The organism is Brevibacillus brevis (assembly GCF_900637055.1).
Lineage (GTDB): Bacteria > Bacillota > Bacilli > Brevibacillales > Brevibacillaceae > Brevibacillus > Brevibacillus brevis.
On the sequence record NZ_LR134338.1, the window covers coordinates 3,266,089 to 3,282,300 of the forward strand.

Here is a 16,212-nt window from a genome sequence, read left to right on the forward strand (position 1 = left end):
TATCACCCCCTTTTTTTGACAACAAAAAAAGATGCTTCTGTCCAATAAACAGAAGCATCTTGCTCTCATACTAGAAAACGCTATATGGAAAATAGCCCATACAGGAATTCAAGATATAAATTTGCGGGTGAATTTGGCTTCTTGTTTATTTATTATAGGATTGGCTTTTCCAATAAATAAACAATGGCGCAAATCATTCACCCTCCGTTTCATGTAGTTGCCTTCCATATAGCATGGCCTTCTAAATATTGTCAATGAAGCTATTCCACCAAGGCTAGCAATTGTGCAAGCTTGTCTTTGATGGGGGAAGATTCCTTTTTTACCGCCTGTGCGAGCTTCTTATTCCCGCCGAACAGGCGATAAATAACGGTTTCCCGATGGTAATCATCCATCGCTGCCAGCTCCGCTATGAGAGCATCCACCAGTTCTGGACGATCGATAGTCATATTTTTCAAAGGCTTCGCCCCTTCGCCACTGCCAAGCAAAAGAGAGACGAGTACCGGCATAATCTCTACGGTTACACCGTGCGCCTCCATAAAAGGGATGGCATAATCGTCCTGGGCAGACTGATGCTCGGTGTCGACCAGCTGCATATAGCGACGAACGAGCGGAAAATAATCACTGCTAGTTAACCCAAGTGCAAATACCGCATAGGTGCCAGGCATGACGGATTTCTCACTAGGCTCTACATCCCCGTACCACGCGAACTCTTCCATCGCAAGCTCGGCATATTCTGCGATTTTCGGGTATAAGACAGGATAACGCGACGCATTCGCAAAAAACTGATGGAGACCAGACTTCGCCAGCTTTTTTACTGGCAGGTAGTGCTTTTCGCTGCTCTTCAGCTTGAGCTTGTACCCTTTGGGAAAGCCTTCACGCAAAAGGCCGTTGATAAAATCGATGGCTTCACCATAGGCAGCTTCTTCCTCAGATACGATCCGGATGTCGATTGCTTGCAAAACGTCATTGGCGCTTGCTTGAATCAGACTGCTTTTATACTCGTTTTCAAAGCGGCCGCTGCCCCGTTTTACATAGTCCACAGCTCGCTTGGAGCCCAGCTGAACAGCGAGGTCCAAGAACTTCTTGCGGGTGTCCGGTTCCTTGTTACCTATTGCGAGAGCGACGTACAGGAAAAAGTCCAGCTCCTCTGTCTTTGGTTCCTGACGCTCCTGCTCAGGTTTCAAAACCCAATCCATTCCATAGTGCCCGGTACGATCGAAAAATTTGACTAAAAAACGCTCATCGGCCCAGCCTCTTAAAGCCAAAGTATAGTGATATGTCCACGAATCACTGCGTTCTTTATTGGAGCGCAGCTTTTCGCTAAGGCGCTGGATGAGCGGTTCGATTACCTCCTGTTTTTGTTCCATCAGATCGGGATTGACGAGACAATGAGCGAAGAAGAAATCATCTCTTTCTTTCGGACGTACAGGAAGCTCTGCTTTAATTTTTGTCTCTATAAATTGATCCAGTGCTTGTTTTAGACTCTCGCGTTTTCGCTCGTTTATGAAATGGTGAGAATGGCATTGCACCGATTGTTTCCACTCGAATTCGAAAACGAGCTCGAAGCGGTAATTAAAAAAGCGAGGACCATAGTCGTTGGAAAGGAAAAGGGATTCCATACGTTCACACAGTGCCGGAAAAAACTCTTGCATAAGCATTTCCTCTGTAAGCTCCTCCATGTAAGAACCCGCGTCATATTTGTATGAGTCGTCGCTCCAACTGAACGGTTCATGGACATCCACGTGGATTTTGCCATTGGCCCAATTAAGTTTTCCTTTTCTCCATGCGACCCTCAAGTAGTCTTTGATCCCCGCCTGCAGTTGACTCCAGTCTTTGATCTCGTTGATCCGCTGGTTCTCTTTATTGTAAATTTCTTGGATGGAAGTCCATACTTCATTTAGAAATGCTTCTGCTGCCTAATTCATTGAATGACTCTCCTCCTCGCCAAAACAACGCTACCGTCCTAACCGATGACCTTGACGACATTGCCCTCGCTATCAGTAATATTGGTTTTCACAATGTTTATAGCAATTCCTTTCAGGGAAGGGATCTCAAAGCTGCTTTCCTTTGGAAGCAACTGCTTGGTAAGTGCATTCGTCGTCGCATCATCGAGAACAAAGCGAATGACGTCCTCTCCAGGAATACATTCAGGCTTGTCTCCTGCCTCAAATACAACGCGGACATCAGGTCCCACCAGGCTCAGGCTTTCCCCTTTTCGCAGACGTCCACGGAGAATTTTTCCGATAACTTCCGCTTGCTTAGCTCCCAGCCTCAGGGTCGAAGGCGTTTTCTTCAAGAAGCCCTTTTTACCTGGCTCCCAGCCAAGCTGACTCACAAACAAATAGGCAGTGTTGGAGCCTTCTTGTTCCATTCCTTTTTGAACAGCATCAGAAACTGTAGAGTTGCGCAGGAGAGAATCCCGCTCGAGATCGGTTATATAGGAAGGCATGTACGGCAAGCCAGATTGGAGTACGCCATGTGTATTCCAAGCCATCATCGCATCGAGTTCATCACCTGTGATCCCAACCATTTGCAAGAATTGGACTCGACCATTCGGCGTATCGATTTCGGCAAGCTGCGGGTCCTTGACAAAAGCGAGTGCAGTCAGTTCGGTATCGGCACCCAAGCATATCGGTCCGTTTGCATCCAAATGATCACCTGCTTGAAACACATTGCCCGTGTTGAATACGTAACGCCCCATATTTTGAAGCAGATTCAGCGCCCAAGCAGGAGGTTCTTCCTCGTCGTCCTTTCGCGCCAATCGAAACGTCAATTCAAAGCCAAAACCGCTTTCCTCTTCATTCTCGGATTCCTTTTCATACAGCTCGGTAAATCCATAGGTCACAAAATGCCAATGCGGGTAAGGCTCGTCTGATTTATAGGCGCTTATTCCATCCAATGGATCGTTACCACCCAGCGCATACGAGATGAGTGTCCCGTAATGCTTCGGCTCCTGCTCTCCATAAATATTTCTCATCTCCTGATCAATGGCATCCCAGCCCGCTGACATCATTTCTTCACTCATCGTTCTTGCCTCCCATGTAATGACTGTCTTAACAATAGCCAAAATGAATTTTGGATACTCTATTAGACCGTCAATACCACTTAACAAATTACATCGTTCTCATTCCCTTCTATTCAAAAGTCTTTAATCGGTTGGTGCTATCCCATTCGGAACGACTGGCTTCGATAACCAATGCTGGTCGGTTTGCACATGATTTTTGCGCACAAACTTGGCGACCGATTGTTTAAAATCTTCGTACGGAAACCTCTCCGTTACGCGTACCACGTACCCTTCTTGTTCACCGCCGAAGACAGATTGTTTGGTGTAGCAACTTTTTACGGTCTCTTCCTTCCAAATCCCCCTGTATAAGACAGGCGCTGTTTCTAAGCCAAGCAATTCGGCCCATTCGACCGTTTCATCCCACGACAAGCATTCATTGTTTTCATTCCAGATCGAGAAAACGTAGAAATAGCTCGTTAGGTGTTCGTAGTAGATGGAGTGCAGAGCATATACATTTTCCCCGCATATTCTCCAGCCTTCCGGGATATGAAACGAAATCGTCCCGTGCAGCATCTTTACCCAATGTCTAGATGCGTGGTCTTTGCTATCGAGTGACCTTGCATGGATGTGGTTTCTGTATAGAGTCGTATTCTCTCCATCCAGTTTTTCTGTCACGACTACTTCTTTTCCCTCGAAGTGAGTAACCGATCGTAAAATCTTATCATCGTCGGTTCTACTTCTTGACCAGGGTAAATGAAAGGTTCTCGGGTATTTTTTCAACATCATTTTTCACCTCCTTATTTGGCATAGGCATCTCCTTCCTTGAAAAAGTACAGCTTCCACAGGTACTCCTCGCCCAATAAATGATAAATCTCGGAAATATCTTGCTGTGTCCCGTAGTTAATCTTCATGTGCATTTGAATCAGATTGACGACTTCGAAGATAAAATCATCTTCGAATCCTAATTCTTTTAAGAAATGGCAAGCAATTTGCGCAGAAACATGCTCATGTCCGTAGTAGGAGTAATGGCCTTTCATCGGTTTGTAGGTTTTGCAAAATGGTTTTCCTGTATCGTGAAACAAGGCGACCACTTGCATGAGAAATTTGTCTTCTTCTGTATAAAAGGCGTTTACATAATCGAAAACATGATACGTATGCTTGCACAAAGGATACTGATGATAAGGGTTTTCCTGATTAAACTGATACATCTCACGGAAGATCGGTATGGCATTCAGCCCGTCGAACAGCTCTTCATAGGAGGGTTCATTTTGAAGCAATTGAATAAACTCTTCTTTTTCAATGGCATAAGGAATTGATTCGTGCAAGAGATGAATGTGATCCCAACCTTCCTTCTTAATGGGAAAATGAAAGTTCTTCCGCATCTTCGCCAAGATGTATTCGTCTACGGTTCTCTTTCGGGAACGATTGCGCTCCAGGCAAACAGAATAAGGAACATCCAAGTAATAGCATTCCTTTTGAACATCGGGAAATTTGGCAAGGACCTTCATTCTTTTCTCTCTGTCGATATTGGTCGCGTCTAAGATGACATTCTTTCCATTTGCCAGCTCTGTTGCAATTTTTGAATAAACCTCAAAAAATACTTGCGCTGACTTTTTTTGTTTTCGCTCATCACCGAATAAGTTTTGGCGAATTTCATCCGTAGACACGATGGTTGCCCGTTCCTTTTTGGCAATTTCTTGTGCCCACTTGCTTTTGCCACTGCCCGCAATGCCTGACAGGACGATTAATTTCTTTTTCACTTATATCTCACCTCCTTTCAATAAGAACTAAATTTCGACACGCTTTTCCAATATTATACACACATCGCGTATAGATGGCACCCTTCTTTATTCCTAGATTTTCCGTTCTTTACAGCCACGGACCAAAGAAGTTCTGGACAGCTTGCTCCGAATAGCTATCCTCACCGCGCCAATTCACGACAGCGAAAAAGTCGTTCTTCCCGCCACGACCTGGTCTGTCCTTGCTTGGAGCCAAGATCCCAGCGGATGCAAGAATTTCCATGAAGACATCCCGTTCGTTCTTGCTAGATGGAAAGACTCCATTAAGGCGCTTCTCCAGTTGACGAGCGGCATCAGTTGGTTCACTGCTTGCGATGATGTCTAGCACCTGTCGGAAGATTGCAATATCTTCTTCCTGTACCGAAAGATTTTCTTCCTTGCTTACTAGCTCCAAATCAAGCATGAGGTACGATAAATAGTTCAGGCGTATACCTCCCCACTTGATTCTTTCGAAATTCAATACATTCAAATCTTCATCCGTATACTGCTCTCTGCTTGCAATATGGTAGCAGTCGCAAAGATGGCAGTCTCCGTACATAGCGAAATAGGTGCCGTTTTCTGGATTTATATACTTGCCGACGTTGCTTTCGAACGCATGGGCTTTCAATGGCTCCGTCAAAGCCCAACTAGACAAGACACTGCGCAGGTACACTTTTCGCGTCGAGAGACTGTGCAAAAATGCAGCGGCGACTTGCTCTTTTGTCACTTTTTCATGCAGGGCAATGATTTTGTCTATGCATTCCTCGTGACTGATCGTCAGCGGGTCAAACATGAGACCTTTGCCTTTTGCGTATTCAAAATCTTCTCCCGAAAAATCGTACGGAGTACTGTTCCAGCCTTTGCTGCTCCAAAATGTTTTCATTAAGATTTGCTTTGCTTTTTTATCCATAAAATGATTGCTCCTTTTTTCTTGTCTTTCCATATTTTAGCGCGAATCTGACGTATGAAAAAAGAGTCCAACGCATGAAAGATCATTGGACTCTGATTGCGTGCTTTCACGTACCGCAAAACGTTTGGTAACGACATGCCGATTCCGCTGGTAACGTCGTGTATTCAACCTGTTCAGGAGTGTAAGCATATGGATCAGAAAGGACTGCTAGGAGCCGTTCCATCACTGTGTAGTCGCCCTCTTTCCATGCTGCTTCCAACGCTTCTTCTACACGATGGTTCCGAGGGATGACTGCCGGATTACTCTTTTTCATCAACTGTTGCATTGCTGCAGAGTCTTCTGGTTGTCTAGCTAGTCGCGCTTTCCATTGCTCATGCCACTCCTTGAATTCGCTCGTGCCAAACAGAGCGGTATCTTCTAGTTGATTAAGCGTGAAAGCACGGAATGTATTTGTATAGTCTGCACGATGGTCCTTCATCATGTTGAGCAGACCTTCGATCAACGCTTCGTCTTGTTCCTCTTCGTTAAACAATCCGAGCTTTGCCCGCATTCCTGTGAGCCAATTGCTGTGATACAGCTTGCTAAATTCGGCAAGGGCGTCTTCGGCTATTTTCACTGCCTTCGCTTCATTTTCATGAAGCAACGGCAATAAGGATTCCGCAAACCGAGATAAATTCCACACGGCAATGTACGGCTGATTTCCGTAAGCGTAACGGCCCTGAACGTCAATGGAGCTGAATACAGTTGCGGGATCATACGTGTCCATGAAAGCGCAAGGACCGTAATCAATGGTCTCGCCGCTGATCGCCATGTTGTCGGTATTCATGACCCCGTGAATAAAGCCCACGAGTTGCCACTTGGCAATCAACGCAGCCTGGCGCTGGATGACTCCTTTCAGTAGGAGGAGATAGCGATTTTCCTCTGCTGCGATCTCTGGGAAATGTCGTTGCAACGTGTAATCAGCTAACGCGCGGAGATCTTCTATGGAGCACCATCTTGCCGCGAATTGGAACGTTCCTACCCTGATATGACTGGCAGCGACACGCGTCAAAATGGCACCAGGCAGCTCGGTTTCACGATAGATAGACTCGCCGGTTGTCACTACGGCAAGGCTCCGAGTAGTAGGAATACCGAGTCCATGCATCGCCTCGCTAATGATGTATTCACGCAGCATCGGTCCAAGGGCTGCCCTGCCATCGCCGCCGCGTGAATAAGGCGTTCTGCCTGAGCCTTTCAATTGGATGTCAAAGCGCTCGCCGGAGGGCGTAATCTGCTCGCCAAGCAGGAGAGCCCTGCCGTCGCCCAGCATGGTAAAATGGCCAAATTGGTGTCCCGCATATGCCTGAGCGAGAGGCATTGCACCTTCTGGGGTTTTGTTTCCCGCGAGCATGGCTATCACTTCTTCGCTTTGCAGAGCTTCGACATTCAACCCTAGCGATTTTGCCAAGCGTTCATTGAGAATGGCTAGCTTCGGTGATCGTACAGGAGGTGGATTTAGCCTAGAAAAAAATGATTTTGGCAGCGTTGTATAGCTGTTATCGAAGTTCCATCCAGGTTCGATTGGTGTTTTTTTGTCTGTCATTGTATCTCCTTTATCGATTGGCGTTATTTGAATGGACGTAACGGTACGCATGATACATTTTGCCAATTTATTATACCCTTTTCATGCAAAATAGGAGCACATTCGCACATTTTTAGCGCACTCCTCGCCGAATATATTTCATTAATTGGAGGAAAAATACCATTTACATAAAACTAAAAGGTGTTATATCATCATAAAATAAAACCAAAAGGTGTTATATTTACACTACGAAACGGAGAGATTTTTGTGGAACAGAACAATCAGCAAGCCGTAGAAGACATTAAACAAACCATCGTTTTCGATGCTCCTATCCAAAAGGTATGGGAGAAAGTATCCACTGCGGAAGCCATTTCTGCTTGGTTCATGCCTAATGATTTTCAGCCTGTCGTTGGTCATGAATTTCATATCCAATCGCCATTTGGGCCGTCCCCTTGCAAAGTGTTGGAAGTAGAAGCTCCTCATCGCCTTTCTTTTGCCTGGGATACGGATGGCTGGGTAGTTTCTTTTCTTTTAAAAGACATGGGGGATAAAACGGAGTTTACCCTGATTCATGGTGGTTGGGGGGCAGCAGATGCTATCATCGGAAAAGCAAACGAGAAGAGCGCAGTGATTCGCGACAGAATGAATCAAGGCTGGGTTGGCATTGTTCACGAGCGTCTGAAAAAGGTTGTGGAAGGCTAAATGTCTGCTTCAGCAGAAAAGGTTGATGTATTTCAAGCGATCGCTGATCCTACTCGTCGAGAAGTACTTCGCTTGCTAGCTGAAAAAGAATTGCCGATCTCAGCGATTACCTCTCATTTCCCCATAAGCCGAACTGCTGTGGTCAAGCATCTTCATATACTTGCGGATGCAGATTTGGTTACGGGACATAAGGTAGGTCGCGAGAGAATTTATCGGTTACATCCCGGTCCCCTGACCGAGGTAAAACAGTGGCTTTCCTTTTACGAGCAGTTCTGGAACAACAAGCTGTCTATGCTGAAGCATTTGGTGGAGACCGATGGAGATACGGAGCTGACTGTCGTGCAAACGGAACCGCATCAACCAAGGAAATAGTTTGTCATGCCTTCCCTCTTGAGCGATTGACCCAAGATCAAGAGGGTTTTCTTTGATCAGGTATTTCGAATAGCAAAAGACTGCCGATTTCTCGACAGCCTGGGTAGTTCGATTACTTGTTCAACAGCTCGGTCAGTTCAGTGGATTCGGTCAAGTGCAGCGATGCAGTTCCATAAGCTTTGCCATCTTCTGAATCCAACATATGGTCTTTGTTATCTCCGCTCAATACGAAGAACAGTGTCTTCGCCTTTACTTCCGCTTTGTTGTCTGTACCAACAGTCGCTGGCAAAGTGTTTGTCGTTACTTCAGCGTAGTTGAATTCAACAAGACAGAATGGGAAAAACAATGAATGGTAGTTTGAATGACGAACCTCTTTCATAAGGAGATGCTTCATGAATCATCAAAAAATCGTGCATTTCAGTGATAAGGATTTGGATGGCGAATCATGTGCGATCCTGAGTCGGATTGCTTTTTCCAATCAAGAAGTCGATTCCCGCGGAGTGACGCCTTACACTGTCAATCAAGAAGTACAAAAGTTCATCGAAGAAGAGCTTACGCTCGATATGTATGTCGTGATAACCGATGTGAGTGTCAATGACGAGGTCGCTTTGCTCATTCAGAAAAAGATCGATCAAGGACATGTATTGGTCTTGATCGACCATCACCCAACCGCCTTGCCATTGGCATCCAAATACGATTGGGCAAAGGTTATCATCGAAGAATCAGGGAAAAAGACCTCGGCAACGAGCCTTTATTATGATTACCTGGTTAACCACGGATATCTGTCTCCTACTGGCGTTCTCTCTCACTATGTGGAGCTGGTTCGTTCCTTTGATACGTGGGACTGGGATGCAACCGGTACAATACAGGCGAATCAACTGAACATTTTATTCTATATGGTCGAGCGAGAAACGTTTGTTCAAAATGTGCTGGGACGCTTGCGTGGTGAGGGTGCCGATACGGATCAATTCGTATTTGACGAGGTAGAATCGATTCTCATCTACACAGAAGAAAAGCGAATCGATGAGTTTGAGCAAAAAAAGCTGAAGCAAATGAAGCTGATTCCCGTAGAAATCGATTTAGAAGAGCCAAAAACGTATCAAGTGGGCGTCGTTTTCCTTGAACAGTATCACTCCACAACAGGCAATTTCTTATGTAAACATGCAGAAATGATTGATTTCGTCGCAATGCTCGATCCTGGAAAAGGCAGAATCAGCTTTCGAACCATTCGAGAAGATGTGGATCTGTCTGTGATCGCCCAGCATTACGGAGGCGGCGGTCATCCAAAGGCGTCTGGATGTTCCTTTACGGGTGTTACGTTAAAGGCTTACGTGTACCCTGCTTTACGAACGGATTAGAGAAAAAAATATAAAGTCCAATTTCTCCATCCATGAAATTGAGAAATTGGACTTTTTGTTACTCCAGAAAACGCCTGATTGTTAAACAACCTTTTTATTTTTCTTGTGCCTCTCCGATCTCATAACGCAGTTGTATGGATCCGCTTTTTCCGTAAAGCTTCGTTTCTATCAACTTCATATCATGTCGTGTTTGGATGTTGTCAAAGTAAAATTTGCCGCTGCCCATTAAGACCGGATGAATAATCATTCGGAGTTCATCAAGCAGATCCGCATTGATTAAACTTTGAACAAGACCCGCGCTTGCAGGAACAATGATATCACCCTTGATTTGTGTTTTTAGTTCCTTTATTTTCGTCATGACATCAGAATGAAGGAGTGTAATCGTATCGGCATAGTCCCCCCAATGAGCTTCCGTAAGCTCACTATTATTGGTTGCTACATACTTTTGTGTCTTATTCATAGCATCAGCCCAATCTCCCTCTTGGAACGGCCAATAGCTTGCAAAGCCTTCATAGGTGACCCGCCCCATCAAAATTGCGTCAACCCTCTGGAAGAACGCAAGACCATCATCTGTGGCGTCGATGATACCAGGCAACGCCCAGCTAACCATATTGTCTTCTTCTCCTGTTGGCCCAGTGTAGATACCATTTAATGTGCTGCTTACATTTGCAATTATTTTCCCCATCGGATCTCCGCCATTCTTTTATTATTATCTTAAAATTACCACATTTCACTACTTAGTATTTCTTCTCGATTGCTCACATTTCCCTTCCGAATAGTCCCTTTTCCTCATACGAAAAAAAGGTGAGGAAAACGAAACGGTTTTCCCCACCTTCTTCCTTTTAGAGACTTTACGTCTTATTACAGTTCAACGATCTTTGTAGCGATGTTATTGCAAAACTCCCTGTCATGCTCCACAAAAAGAATCGTTGGCGAGTGTTCAAGGAGCAGCTCTTCAATTTGCATGCGAGAAATCACGTCAATAAAGTTTAACGGCTCATCCCAAATATGAAGATGTGCTTTCTCGCAAAGACTTTTCGCAATGAGTACTTTTTTCTTCTGCCCGCCACTAAAAGCGGAGATATCCTTCTCAAATTGCACGCGGGAAAAATCCAGCTTGCGCAAAATCGATTTAAACAGGCTTTCATCGATCCCGTTGTCTCGCGCGAAGTCAGTGAGATTGCCCTTTAGATGGGAAGTGTCTTGAGAAACATACGAGATTTTCAGTTGACTCCCCTTTCGGAAGGTGCCCGTATAATCGATGTTCTCCTCACAAATGAGCTTGAGAATGCTGGATTTTCCTGAACCGTTCTTGCCTGCGAGCGCAATACGCTCCCCCTGTTCAATCGTAAAGTTGACATCGGAGCAAACTAGCTTCTCTCCGTAATAAATCGAAACCTTCTCCAGTTCGGCCAGTTGACTTTTATGATAAGCAAGCTGTGCAATCTTTAAACTATCCTTGTTTTCAATGTTTTTCAGCAGCTTCGATTTTTCATCAATAGCGGATTGCTGTCTTTGCTCAATCGATTTGGAGCGCTTCATCATTTTCGCAGCCTTATGGCCGACATACCCTTTGTCTACTTTGGAACCGGAATTCAATGTTCCATTTTTCGTCTTTTCCACAGCGTCCGACCAGTTGCTTGTACGTTTGGCTGCGTCCGACAAGCGTTTAATGTCTTTTTTGAGCTTCTCGTTCTCAGCAAGTTCATAGTTATCCTGTCTCTGTTTATTTTCCCACCAATCGGAGAAACTCCCTTTTTGCACCTCGATGTTCGTCTTGTTGATGGACAGGATGTGGTCGACACAGTTGTCTAGAAATGCTCGGTCGTGGGACACCAGAATATAACCGCTTTTGGAATGGAGATAATCACTGACGAGCTCCCTTGCATGCATGTCGAGATGATTCGTTGGCTCATCAATTAACAAAAAACTGTTTTCCTTTAGAAATAAGGCGGCTAACATCACTTTCGTTTGCTCTCCGTTAGACAAAGATTCAAAGGGACGATATAGAACATCCTCTGAAACCTTTAAGAGGGAGAACTCGCGCATTAATTCCCATAACTGATAGTCCGGGACAATGTCTTGAACGATATCAAGGGTAAGATATTCTTTGTTCTCGACTTGGAATGGGAAGTATTCAAAGCTGACATGAGCGCTTATCTTTCCGCTGTATTCATACTTACCAAGCAACAGGTTGAGAAAGGTCGTCTTCCCTCTCCCGTTTCTTCCCGTAAAGCCCAATTTCCAATCCGTATCGATTTGGAAGCTCACGTTTTCAAAAATGTTATCGAAGCTGCCTTCATAGGCAAACGTCAGGTTATTTACACTAATTAGCGACATACAATTATCCCCCTGTATGCAAAAAAATAGAAAAGCTACAAGAAAGTTACTCTCTTGTAGCTCAAATAAATACAGCAAATCCAACTCAAAAAATGGAGTTAGGATAAGGATATATTGTTTGAGTGAAGAGATATAAGTAACTTTCTTGCACATAAAGAATAAAACAAGCGAAGGATATCGCTGTTTGTTTTATTTTTTAAGCAAGAAAATTATCCATTATACTCTTCAGCTCCAGTCATTAAGTTAACAGCATCATATCATATTCATTTGTACGTTTCAACCAGTACTATTTCCGTTTTTTTACTGTGCCTCTACTGAAAGCTTGTGTCCCCTTGCAGCAATCGTCTTGCAATCGTCCGTTTTTGTATTTCAGTTGTTCCATCCGGAATACGCAATGTTCTGGCCCATCTCCATACTTTCTCCAGCTTCATTTCATTGGTCAGTCCAAATTGCACCGCATCAATATAATTCGAAGCCATAACAATCCTGACGATATCCACTCCATGCACGGCTTTACCGAAGCCTTGATGCAAATCTCCAATGATATTTTTTTCCATAAAAAGAAAGAAATTTCAAATATGTTTAGAATTCTCATGCTTATTGAAATTCATTTTACTTATTGCATTCATATGGAGGAGTAAAGCTATGAAAAACGTGGTAAGAAGTCTGGGTATTCTCGTTTTGGCATCATCATTCCTGATCGTCCCGACACAAGCAGCAGATGCGGTAGCAAAAGGAAAAGACTCTATCGTCCGTCCACAAAAAAATATCTTTGAAGGAAACTGGCGGTACGGCGATACGTTAGTAGTGGCATACGATACATTCTTTCCGAATGGATGGATTTCGATTGAAAAAGAGCCACATCGCGGAACACAGCGTGGATATGAAGTAGCGAAATATATTAATGGCGCTAATTATGGGCAAGTGGAAAGAAGCTTAAGCTTTAACATCCCTTCTGGCTGGGTAGAAATCGGTCGAGGTTATAACAGCAAGAGACAGGCTTATATTGATATCAGAAATGAGAATAAAAAACGGTACCAGCCTCATGAGCTGGAGAATAAATGGGTCTCTACCGGCCAACCTGTACCATATGGCTGGGTCGTGGTAAATCTAAATCTCTTTGAAAAACATATCGTAAATATCACCAGTATCCCTACTGAATCCAGCATTGAAGCGATCAAGCATCCTTCGCCATCCTTTGCTTATGAAATACCAAGAGGCTGGGAAATCACTGTAGACGGGGCGAATTCTCGAATCCTCACGAGAAAGTACTAATCATAACGGATACAATTAGTTACGAAATGAGATAAATAAACGACCTGTAGGTAGCATGATGGAAAACCATTCATGCAACCCACAGGTCGTTTTCGTTATTCGAAATGTAGCTCTCAGCTGCTTCCAATTACATGTGCAGTTGAATCAGATTGCCAGAAGGATCCTCCGTGACAAAATGGCCGCTCTCCTCCTGGCTAGGAGTTTTTTCAGACGAAATCAATTTCAGTAATTTCAGTATTGACTAAAATAACTGAAAATAATTAAGATAATACACATAACACATCTATCTTAGGAGGTGATGCATATGAAAAAGGCTGCTTCGATCAGTGCTATGCTCTTGTTTGTCAATACGCTCGTAGGGGTTCTTGGCTCGTACAGCATCATTATGGCACTACCACTTATTGGAGAGGAATTTCATCTGAATCCAGTGGAGCAAGGCGCGATCGTGAGTGTTTATTTTTTAGGCTTCGCGATTTTTACCATTCCAGGAGGGATCATTGCTGATAAACGAGGATCGAAGCAGATTATTGTAATCAGTTTGGTACTGTGGGCAATATTGACAGCACTTACAGGGGCGGTCACAGGTTTTGCAGCCTTACTCGTTGTCCGTTTTTTGTTGGGGTTTATCGATGCCCCGCTAATGCCCGCTATGTTAAAAGCAATTGCCGAACGTACACCTGCAAACATCCGTACGACCACATTATCCATCGTTTCATCAGCCGAACCAATTGGGACTGGACTTGCCCCTTTTCTCGTAGCACCATTGATTGCGATACTGGGATGGCAAGAAGCTACTTTTGTTACAGCATCAATCGGCCTGCTCATGGCCCCCATTCTCTGGATATTCCTTCCCCGTCCTTTCGTAAAGGAACCACCTTCAAGCTCAGCATCAAAACCGAAACCTCTCCCTTTCCTATCTCTTTTGCTTAATGAGCATTTGTTGAAACTAACAAGTATGCTCTGTGGAATTCAAATCGTGATGGTTGGCTGCTTGACATGGGTACCTACCTACTTAACAACGGAAAAGCATCTCGCTATTACCCAATCAGGCTTCTACGCATCGCTTCCTCTTCTCATTTCCATGCTTGGCAATTTGGCAGGCGGTTGGTTATTTGACCGTTATTTTCATCAAAAGTTTCGAACGTTGGTCATTCCGTCCCTTCTGCTCTCAACGATTTTCCTTACGCTTATGATCCTATCTGACAATGTCAACTGGTTTCTGTTGTTTGAGTCGATCTCTTTGTTTTTTCTCTCCCTTACCACTCAACCCATTCTTGGATTTACCATGCGTATCATTCCCTCTGATGCTTTGGGTACTGCTAGTGGAATTCTGTTAACCGGAGGAAAACTGGCAAGTATTTTTACACCAATCGCGATGGGCGCATTCATTCTTGCGTTCTCCTTTCAAGCCGGTTTTTCCCTATTGCTAGTAGGTGCAGGAATCGCTTTAGTTTCATCCTTTCTTATCCATCTCAAAAGGAGTGAGGAGCTTGACTGATTTCATTCAAAAAATGCTGCAAGAAATGCCTGATTTCTCACATTTTCTAACCATTGAGGAATTGGACACCTCTTCCCGTGAATTAGCAGCCGCCTATCCAGATCTAGTTACCCTCAGTACCATTGGTCACTCAACAGAAGGACACCCAATCCTCATGCTGCGAATTGGAAATGGTCAGCATCGCGCGCTGTTCGTCGGTTGTCCGCATCCGAATGAGCCGATTGGAGCTCTATCCCTAGAGTACCTCAGCAAAAAGCTATGTGAGGATACTGCCCTATTAGAGCAAATGGATTATACCTTTTATATCATCAAAGAAATCGATGTAGATGGTTGCCGATTGAATGAAGGATGGTACGGCGGCCCCTTTTCTCCAGACCGTTACATTCGCAGCTACTATCGTCCCAGTATGCTCGAACAAGTGGAATGGACATTCCCGTATGCCTATAAAACGTTGAGCTTCAGCGAGCCCATTCCTGAAACCGTCGCATTTATGCGGGCGATTGATGAAGCCAAGCCGCATTTCCTCAACAGCTTGCACAGCTCCGATCAAACTGGAACGTTTTATTATGTATCGACCCCTCTTCCCGATGCATTGTGTGAACAGATCATAAAACTGACCCATGATCATCAATTACCGCTGATGATCGGCGAACCGGAGGCACCATTCATGCCTTCTATCCAACCCGGTTTTTATCAGCTGCCTGAGCTGTCTTCTATGTACGATTACTACCAAAGTATCCTGCCTACTGGAGAAGACCCTGCGAAAGCAATCCTCATGGGGGGCTCATCCCGCGATTATGCTGGGACACGTTACCGTACCTTTTGCCTTGTTTCGGAAATATCGTTGTTTACGGATCCAAGGATGGGAGATAAATCTGAAACCACTCATAGCTACAAGGATGCTACGCTGGACATAGCCAAACTGGAAGGTGAACAGATTGCTTTTTTATCCAAACAGTACCAAAGCGCACAGCCATTCATAACGAGACCAACCAGATTCCAGCGATCTGTAGAGGATTTTTTGATCGGTATGGAGGAAGTTCGATCCCATCATTTACAATCAGCTGAAAGTGATGCAGCTTTAGCACGCTTCGCAACAGTAGCTGAAATGTTTGACCTGAAATTACGCACTTTATGGAGTTCTCTATGCTGCTGTAGCATGCTGATCCGCATGCTGGATGCCCAGCCCGACAACATCACCCTTTCAGAGATTCGAGCAGATTCAGAAAAATGGCTAAATCAAGGCTTAGAAGAGCTACTCTCCTTTTTTAATTGGTCGATGCGTCCGCTGCGCGAATTGTGCGGTGTCCAGCTAGGTTCTGCCTTGATGATAATGGAATATCTTCGTCAAACCCATGAAAGTACTACAACGCCACTAAAATAAGGAATGACGTGAGCGCCTGTCAGCAGAGCA

General features: G+C 44.5%; 15 protein-coding genes and 1 pseudogene. 6 read left to right on the forward strand and 10 right to left on the reverse strand.

Annotated elements, in window-relative coordinates; translation table 11 throughout:
- Nucleotides 1–260 precede the first annotated feature (260 nt).
- The 6 genes and pseudogenes from EL268_RS15425 to EL268_RS15450 all read right to left on the reverse strand — a co-directional run.
- Nucleotides 261–1,916: pseudogene (locus tag EL268_RS15425) on the reverse strand (DUF6138 family protein); the annotation flags it as partial.
- A 47-nt stretch (nucleotides 1,917–1,963) separates the two neighbouring features.
- The gene (locus EL268_RS15430; protein WP_106655219.1) at nucleotides 1,964–3,025 is read right to left on the reverse strand and encodes a suppressor of fused domain protein; all 1,062 of its coding nucleotides are present in this window, start codon (nucleotides 3,023–3,025) and stop codon (nucleotides 1,964–1,966) included.
- Between the two features lie 123 nt (nucleotides 3,026–3,148).
- Nucleotides 3,149–3,787, reverse strand: a complete 639-nt coding sequence (locus EL268_RS15435; protein ID WP_106655218.1) for an RNA ligase family protein — start codon at nucleotides 3,785–3,787, stop codon at nucleotides 3,149–3,151.
- A 14-nt stretch (nucleotides 3,788–3,801) separates the two neighbouring features.
- Nucleotides 3,802–4,764, reverse strand: a complete 963-nt coding sequence (locus EL268_RS15440) for an AAA family ATPase (protein ID WP_106655217.1) — start codon at nucleotides 4,762–4,764, stop codon at nucleotides 3,802–3,804.
- Between the two features lie 109 nt (nucleotides 4,765–4,873).
- A complete protein-coding gene (locus EL268_RS15445) occupies nucleotides 4,874–5,692 on the reverse strand; it encodes a VHS/ENTH/ANTH domain-containing protein (protein ID WP_106655216.1) in 819 nt (272 codons plus the stop codon).
- A gap of 106 nt (nucleotides 5,693–5,798) precedes the next feature.
- A complete protein-coding gene (locus EL268_RS15450) occupies nucleotides 5,799–7,274 on the reverse strand; it encodes a protein adenylyltransferase SelO (protein WP_106655215.1) in 1,476 nt (491 codons plus the stop codon).
- A gap of 246 nt (nucleotides 7,275–7,520) precedes the next feature.
- On the opposite strand from EL268_RS15450, the gene EL268_RS15455 reads away from it, so the two are divergent.
- Both EL268_RS15455 and EL268_RS15460 read left to right on the forward strand, forming a co-directional pair.
- Complete coding sequence (locus EL268_RS15455) at nucleotides 7,521–7,955, forward strand: SRPBCC family protein (RefSeq protein WP_106655214.1); 435 nt, start codon at nucleotides 7,521–7,523, stop codon at nucleotides 7,953–7,955.
- On the forward strand, nucleotides 7,956–8,327 hold the full coding sequence (locus tag EL268_RS15460; RefSeq protein ID WP_106655213.1) for an ArsR/SmtB family transcription factor: 372 nt from the start codon (nucleotides 7,956–7,958) through the stop codon (nucleotides 8,325–8,327).
- Nucleotides 8,328–8,439: 112 nt separating this feature from the next.
- Here the strand turns inward: EL268_RS15460 and EL268_RS15465 are convergent, their stop codons facing one another.
- Nucleotides 8,440–8,706 (reverse strand): hypothetical protein, encoded by a 267-nt coding sequence (locus EL268_RS15465; RefSeq protein ID WP_232030477.1) that lies wholly within the window; start codon nucleotides 8,704–8,706, stop codon nucleotides 8,440–8,442.
- 13 nt (nucleotides 8,707–8,719) lie between these two features.
- On the opposite strand from EL268_RS15465, the gene EL268_RS15470 reads away from it, so the two are divergent.
- Nucleotides 8,720–9,685, forward strand: a complete 966-nt coding sequence (locus EL268_RS15470) for a DHH family phosphoesterase (protein ID WP_106655212.1) — start codon at nucleotides 8,720–8,722, stop codon at nucleotides 9,683–9,685.
- A 94-nt stretch (nucleotides 9,686–9,779) separates the two neighbouring features.
- Here EL268_RS15470 and EL268_RS15475 read toward each other — a convergent pair whose 3' ends face one another.
- The 3 genes from EL268_RS15475 to EL268_RS33125 all read right to left on the reverse strand — a co-directional run bounded on the left by EL268_RS15475 (nucleotide 9,780) and on the right by EL268_RS33125 (nucleotide 12,582).
- Nucleotides 9,780–10,370: a dihydrofolate reductase family protein gene (locus EL268_RS15475; protein WP_106655211.1), complete on the reverse strand. Its 591-nt coding sequence runs from the start codon at nucleotides 10,368–10,370 to the stop codon at nucleotides 9,780–9,782.
- A 176-nt stretch (nucleotides 10,371–10,546) separates the two neighbouring features.
- Nucleotides 10,547–12,025: an Lsa family ABC-F type ribosomal protection protein gene (locus tag EL268_RS15480; RefSeq protein ID WP_106655210.1), complete on the reverse strand. Its 1,479-nt coding sequence runs from the start codon at nucleotides 12,023–12,025 to the stop codon at nucleotides 10,547–10,549.
- A gap of 311 nt (nucleotides 12,026–12,336) precedes the next feature.
- Nucleotides 12,337–12,582 (reverse strand): acyl-CoA dehydrogenase family protein, encoded by a 246-nt coding sequence (locus EL268_RS33125; protein ID WP_232030479.1) that lies wholly within the window; start codon nucleotides 12,580–12,582, stop codon nucleotides 12,337–12,339.
- 88 nt (nucleotides 12,583–12,670) lie between these two features.
- On the opposite strand from EL268_RS33125, the gene EL268_RS15490 reads away from it, so the two are divergent.
- The 3 genes from EL268_RS15490 to EL268_RS15500 all read left to right on the forward strand — a co-directional run bounded on the left by EL268_RS15490 (nucleotide 12,671) and on the right by EL268_RS15500 (nucleotide 16,182).
- On the forward strand, nucleotides 12,671–13,300 hold the full coding sequence (locus tag EL268_RS15490; protein WP_106655209.1) for a hypothetical protein: 630 nt from the start codon (nucleotides 12,671–12,673) through the stop codon (nucleotides 13,298–13,300).
- A gap of 304 nt (nucleotides 13,301–13,604) precedes the next feature.
- Nucleotides 13,605–14,798: an MFS transporter gene (locus EL268_RS15495; protein WP_106655208.1), complete on the forward strand. Its 1,194-nt coding sequence runs from the start codon at nucleotides 13,605–13,607 to the stop codon at nucleotides 14,796–14,798.
- Nucleotides 14,782–16,182 carry a M14 family zinc carboxypeptidase gene (locus EL268_RS15500; RefSeq protein ID WP_232030481.1) on the forward strand — a complete coding sequence of 467 codons (1,401 nt, stop codon included), beginning with the start codon at nucleotides 14,782–14,784 and terminating at the stop codon, nucleotides 16,180–16,182. The genes EL268_RS15495 and EL268_RS15500 overlap by 17 nt, the downstream gene beginning before the upstream one ends.
- Nucleotides 16,183–16,212 lie beyond the last annotated feature (30 nt).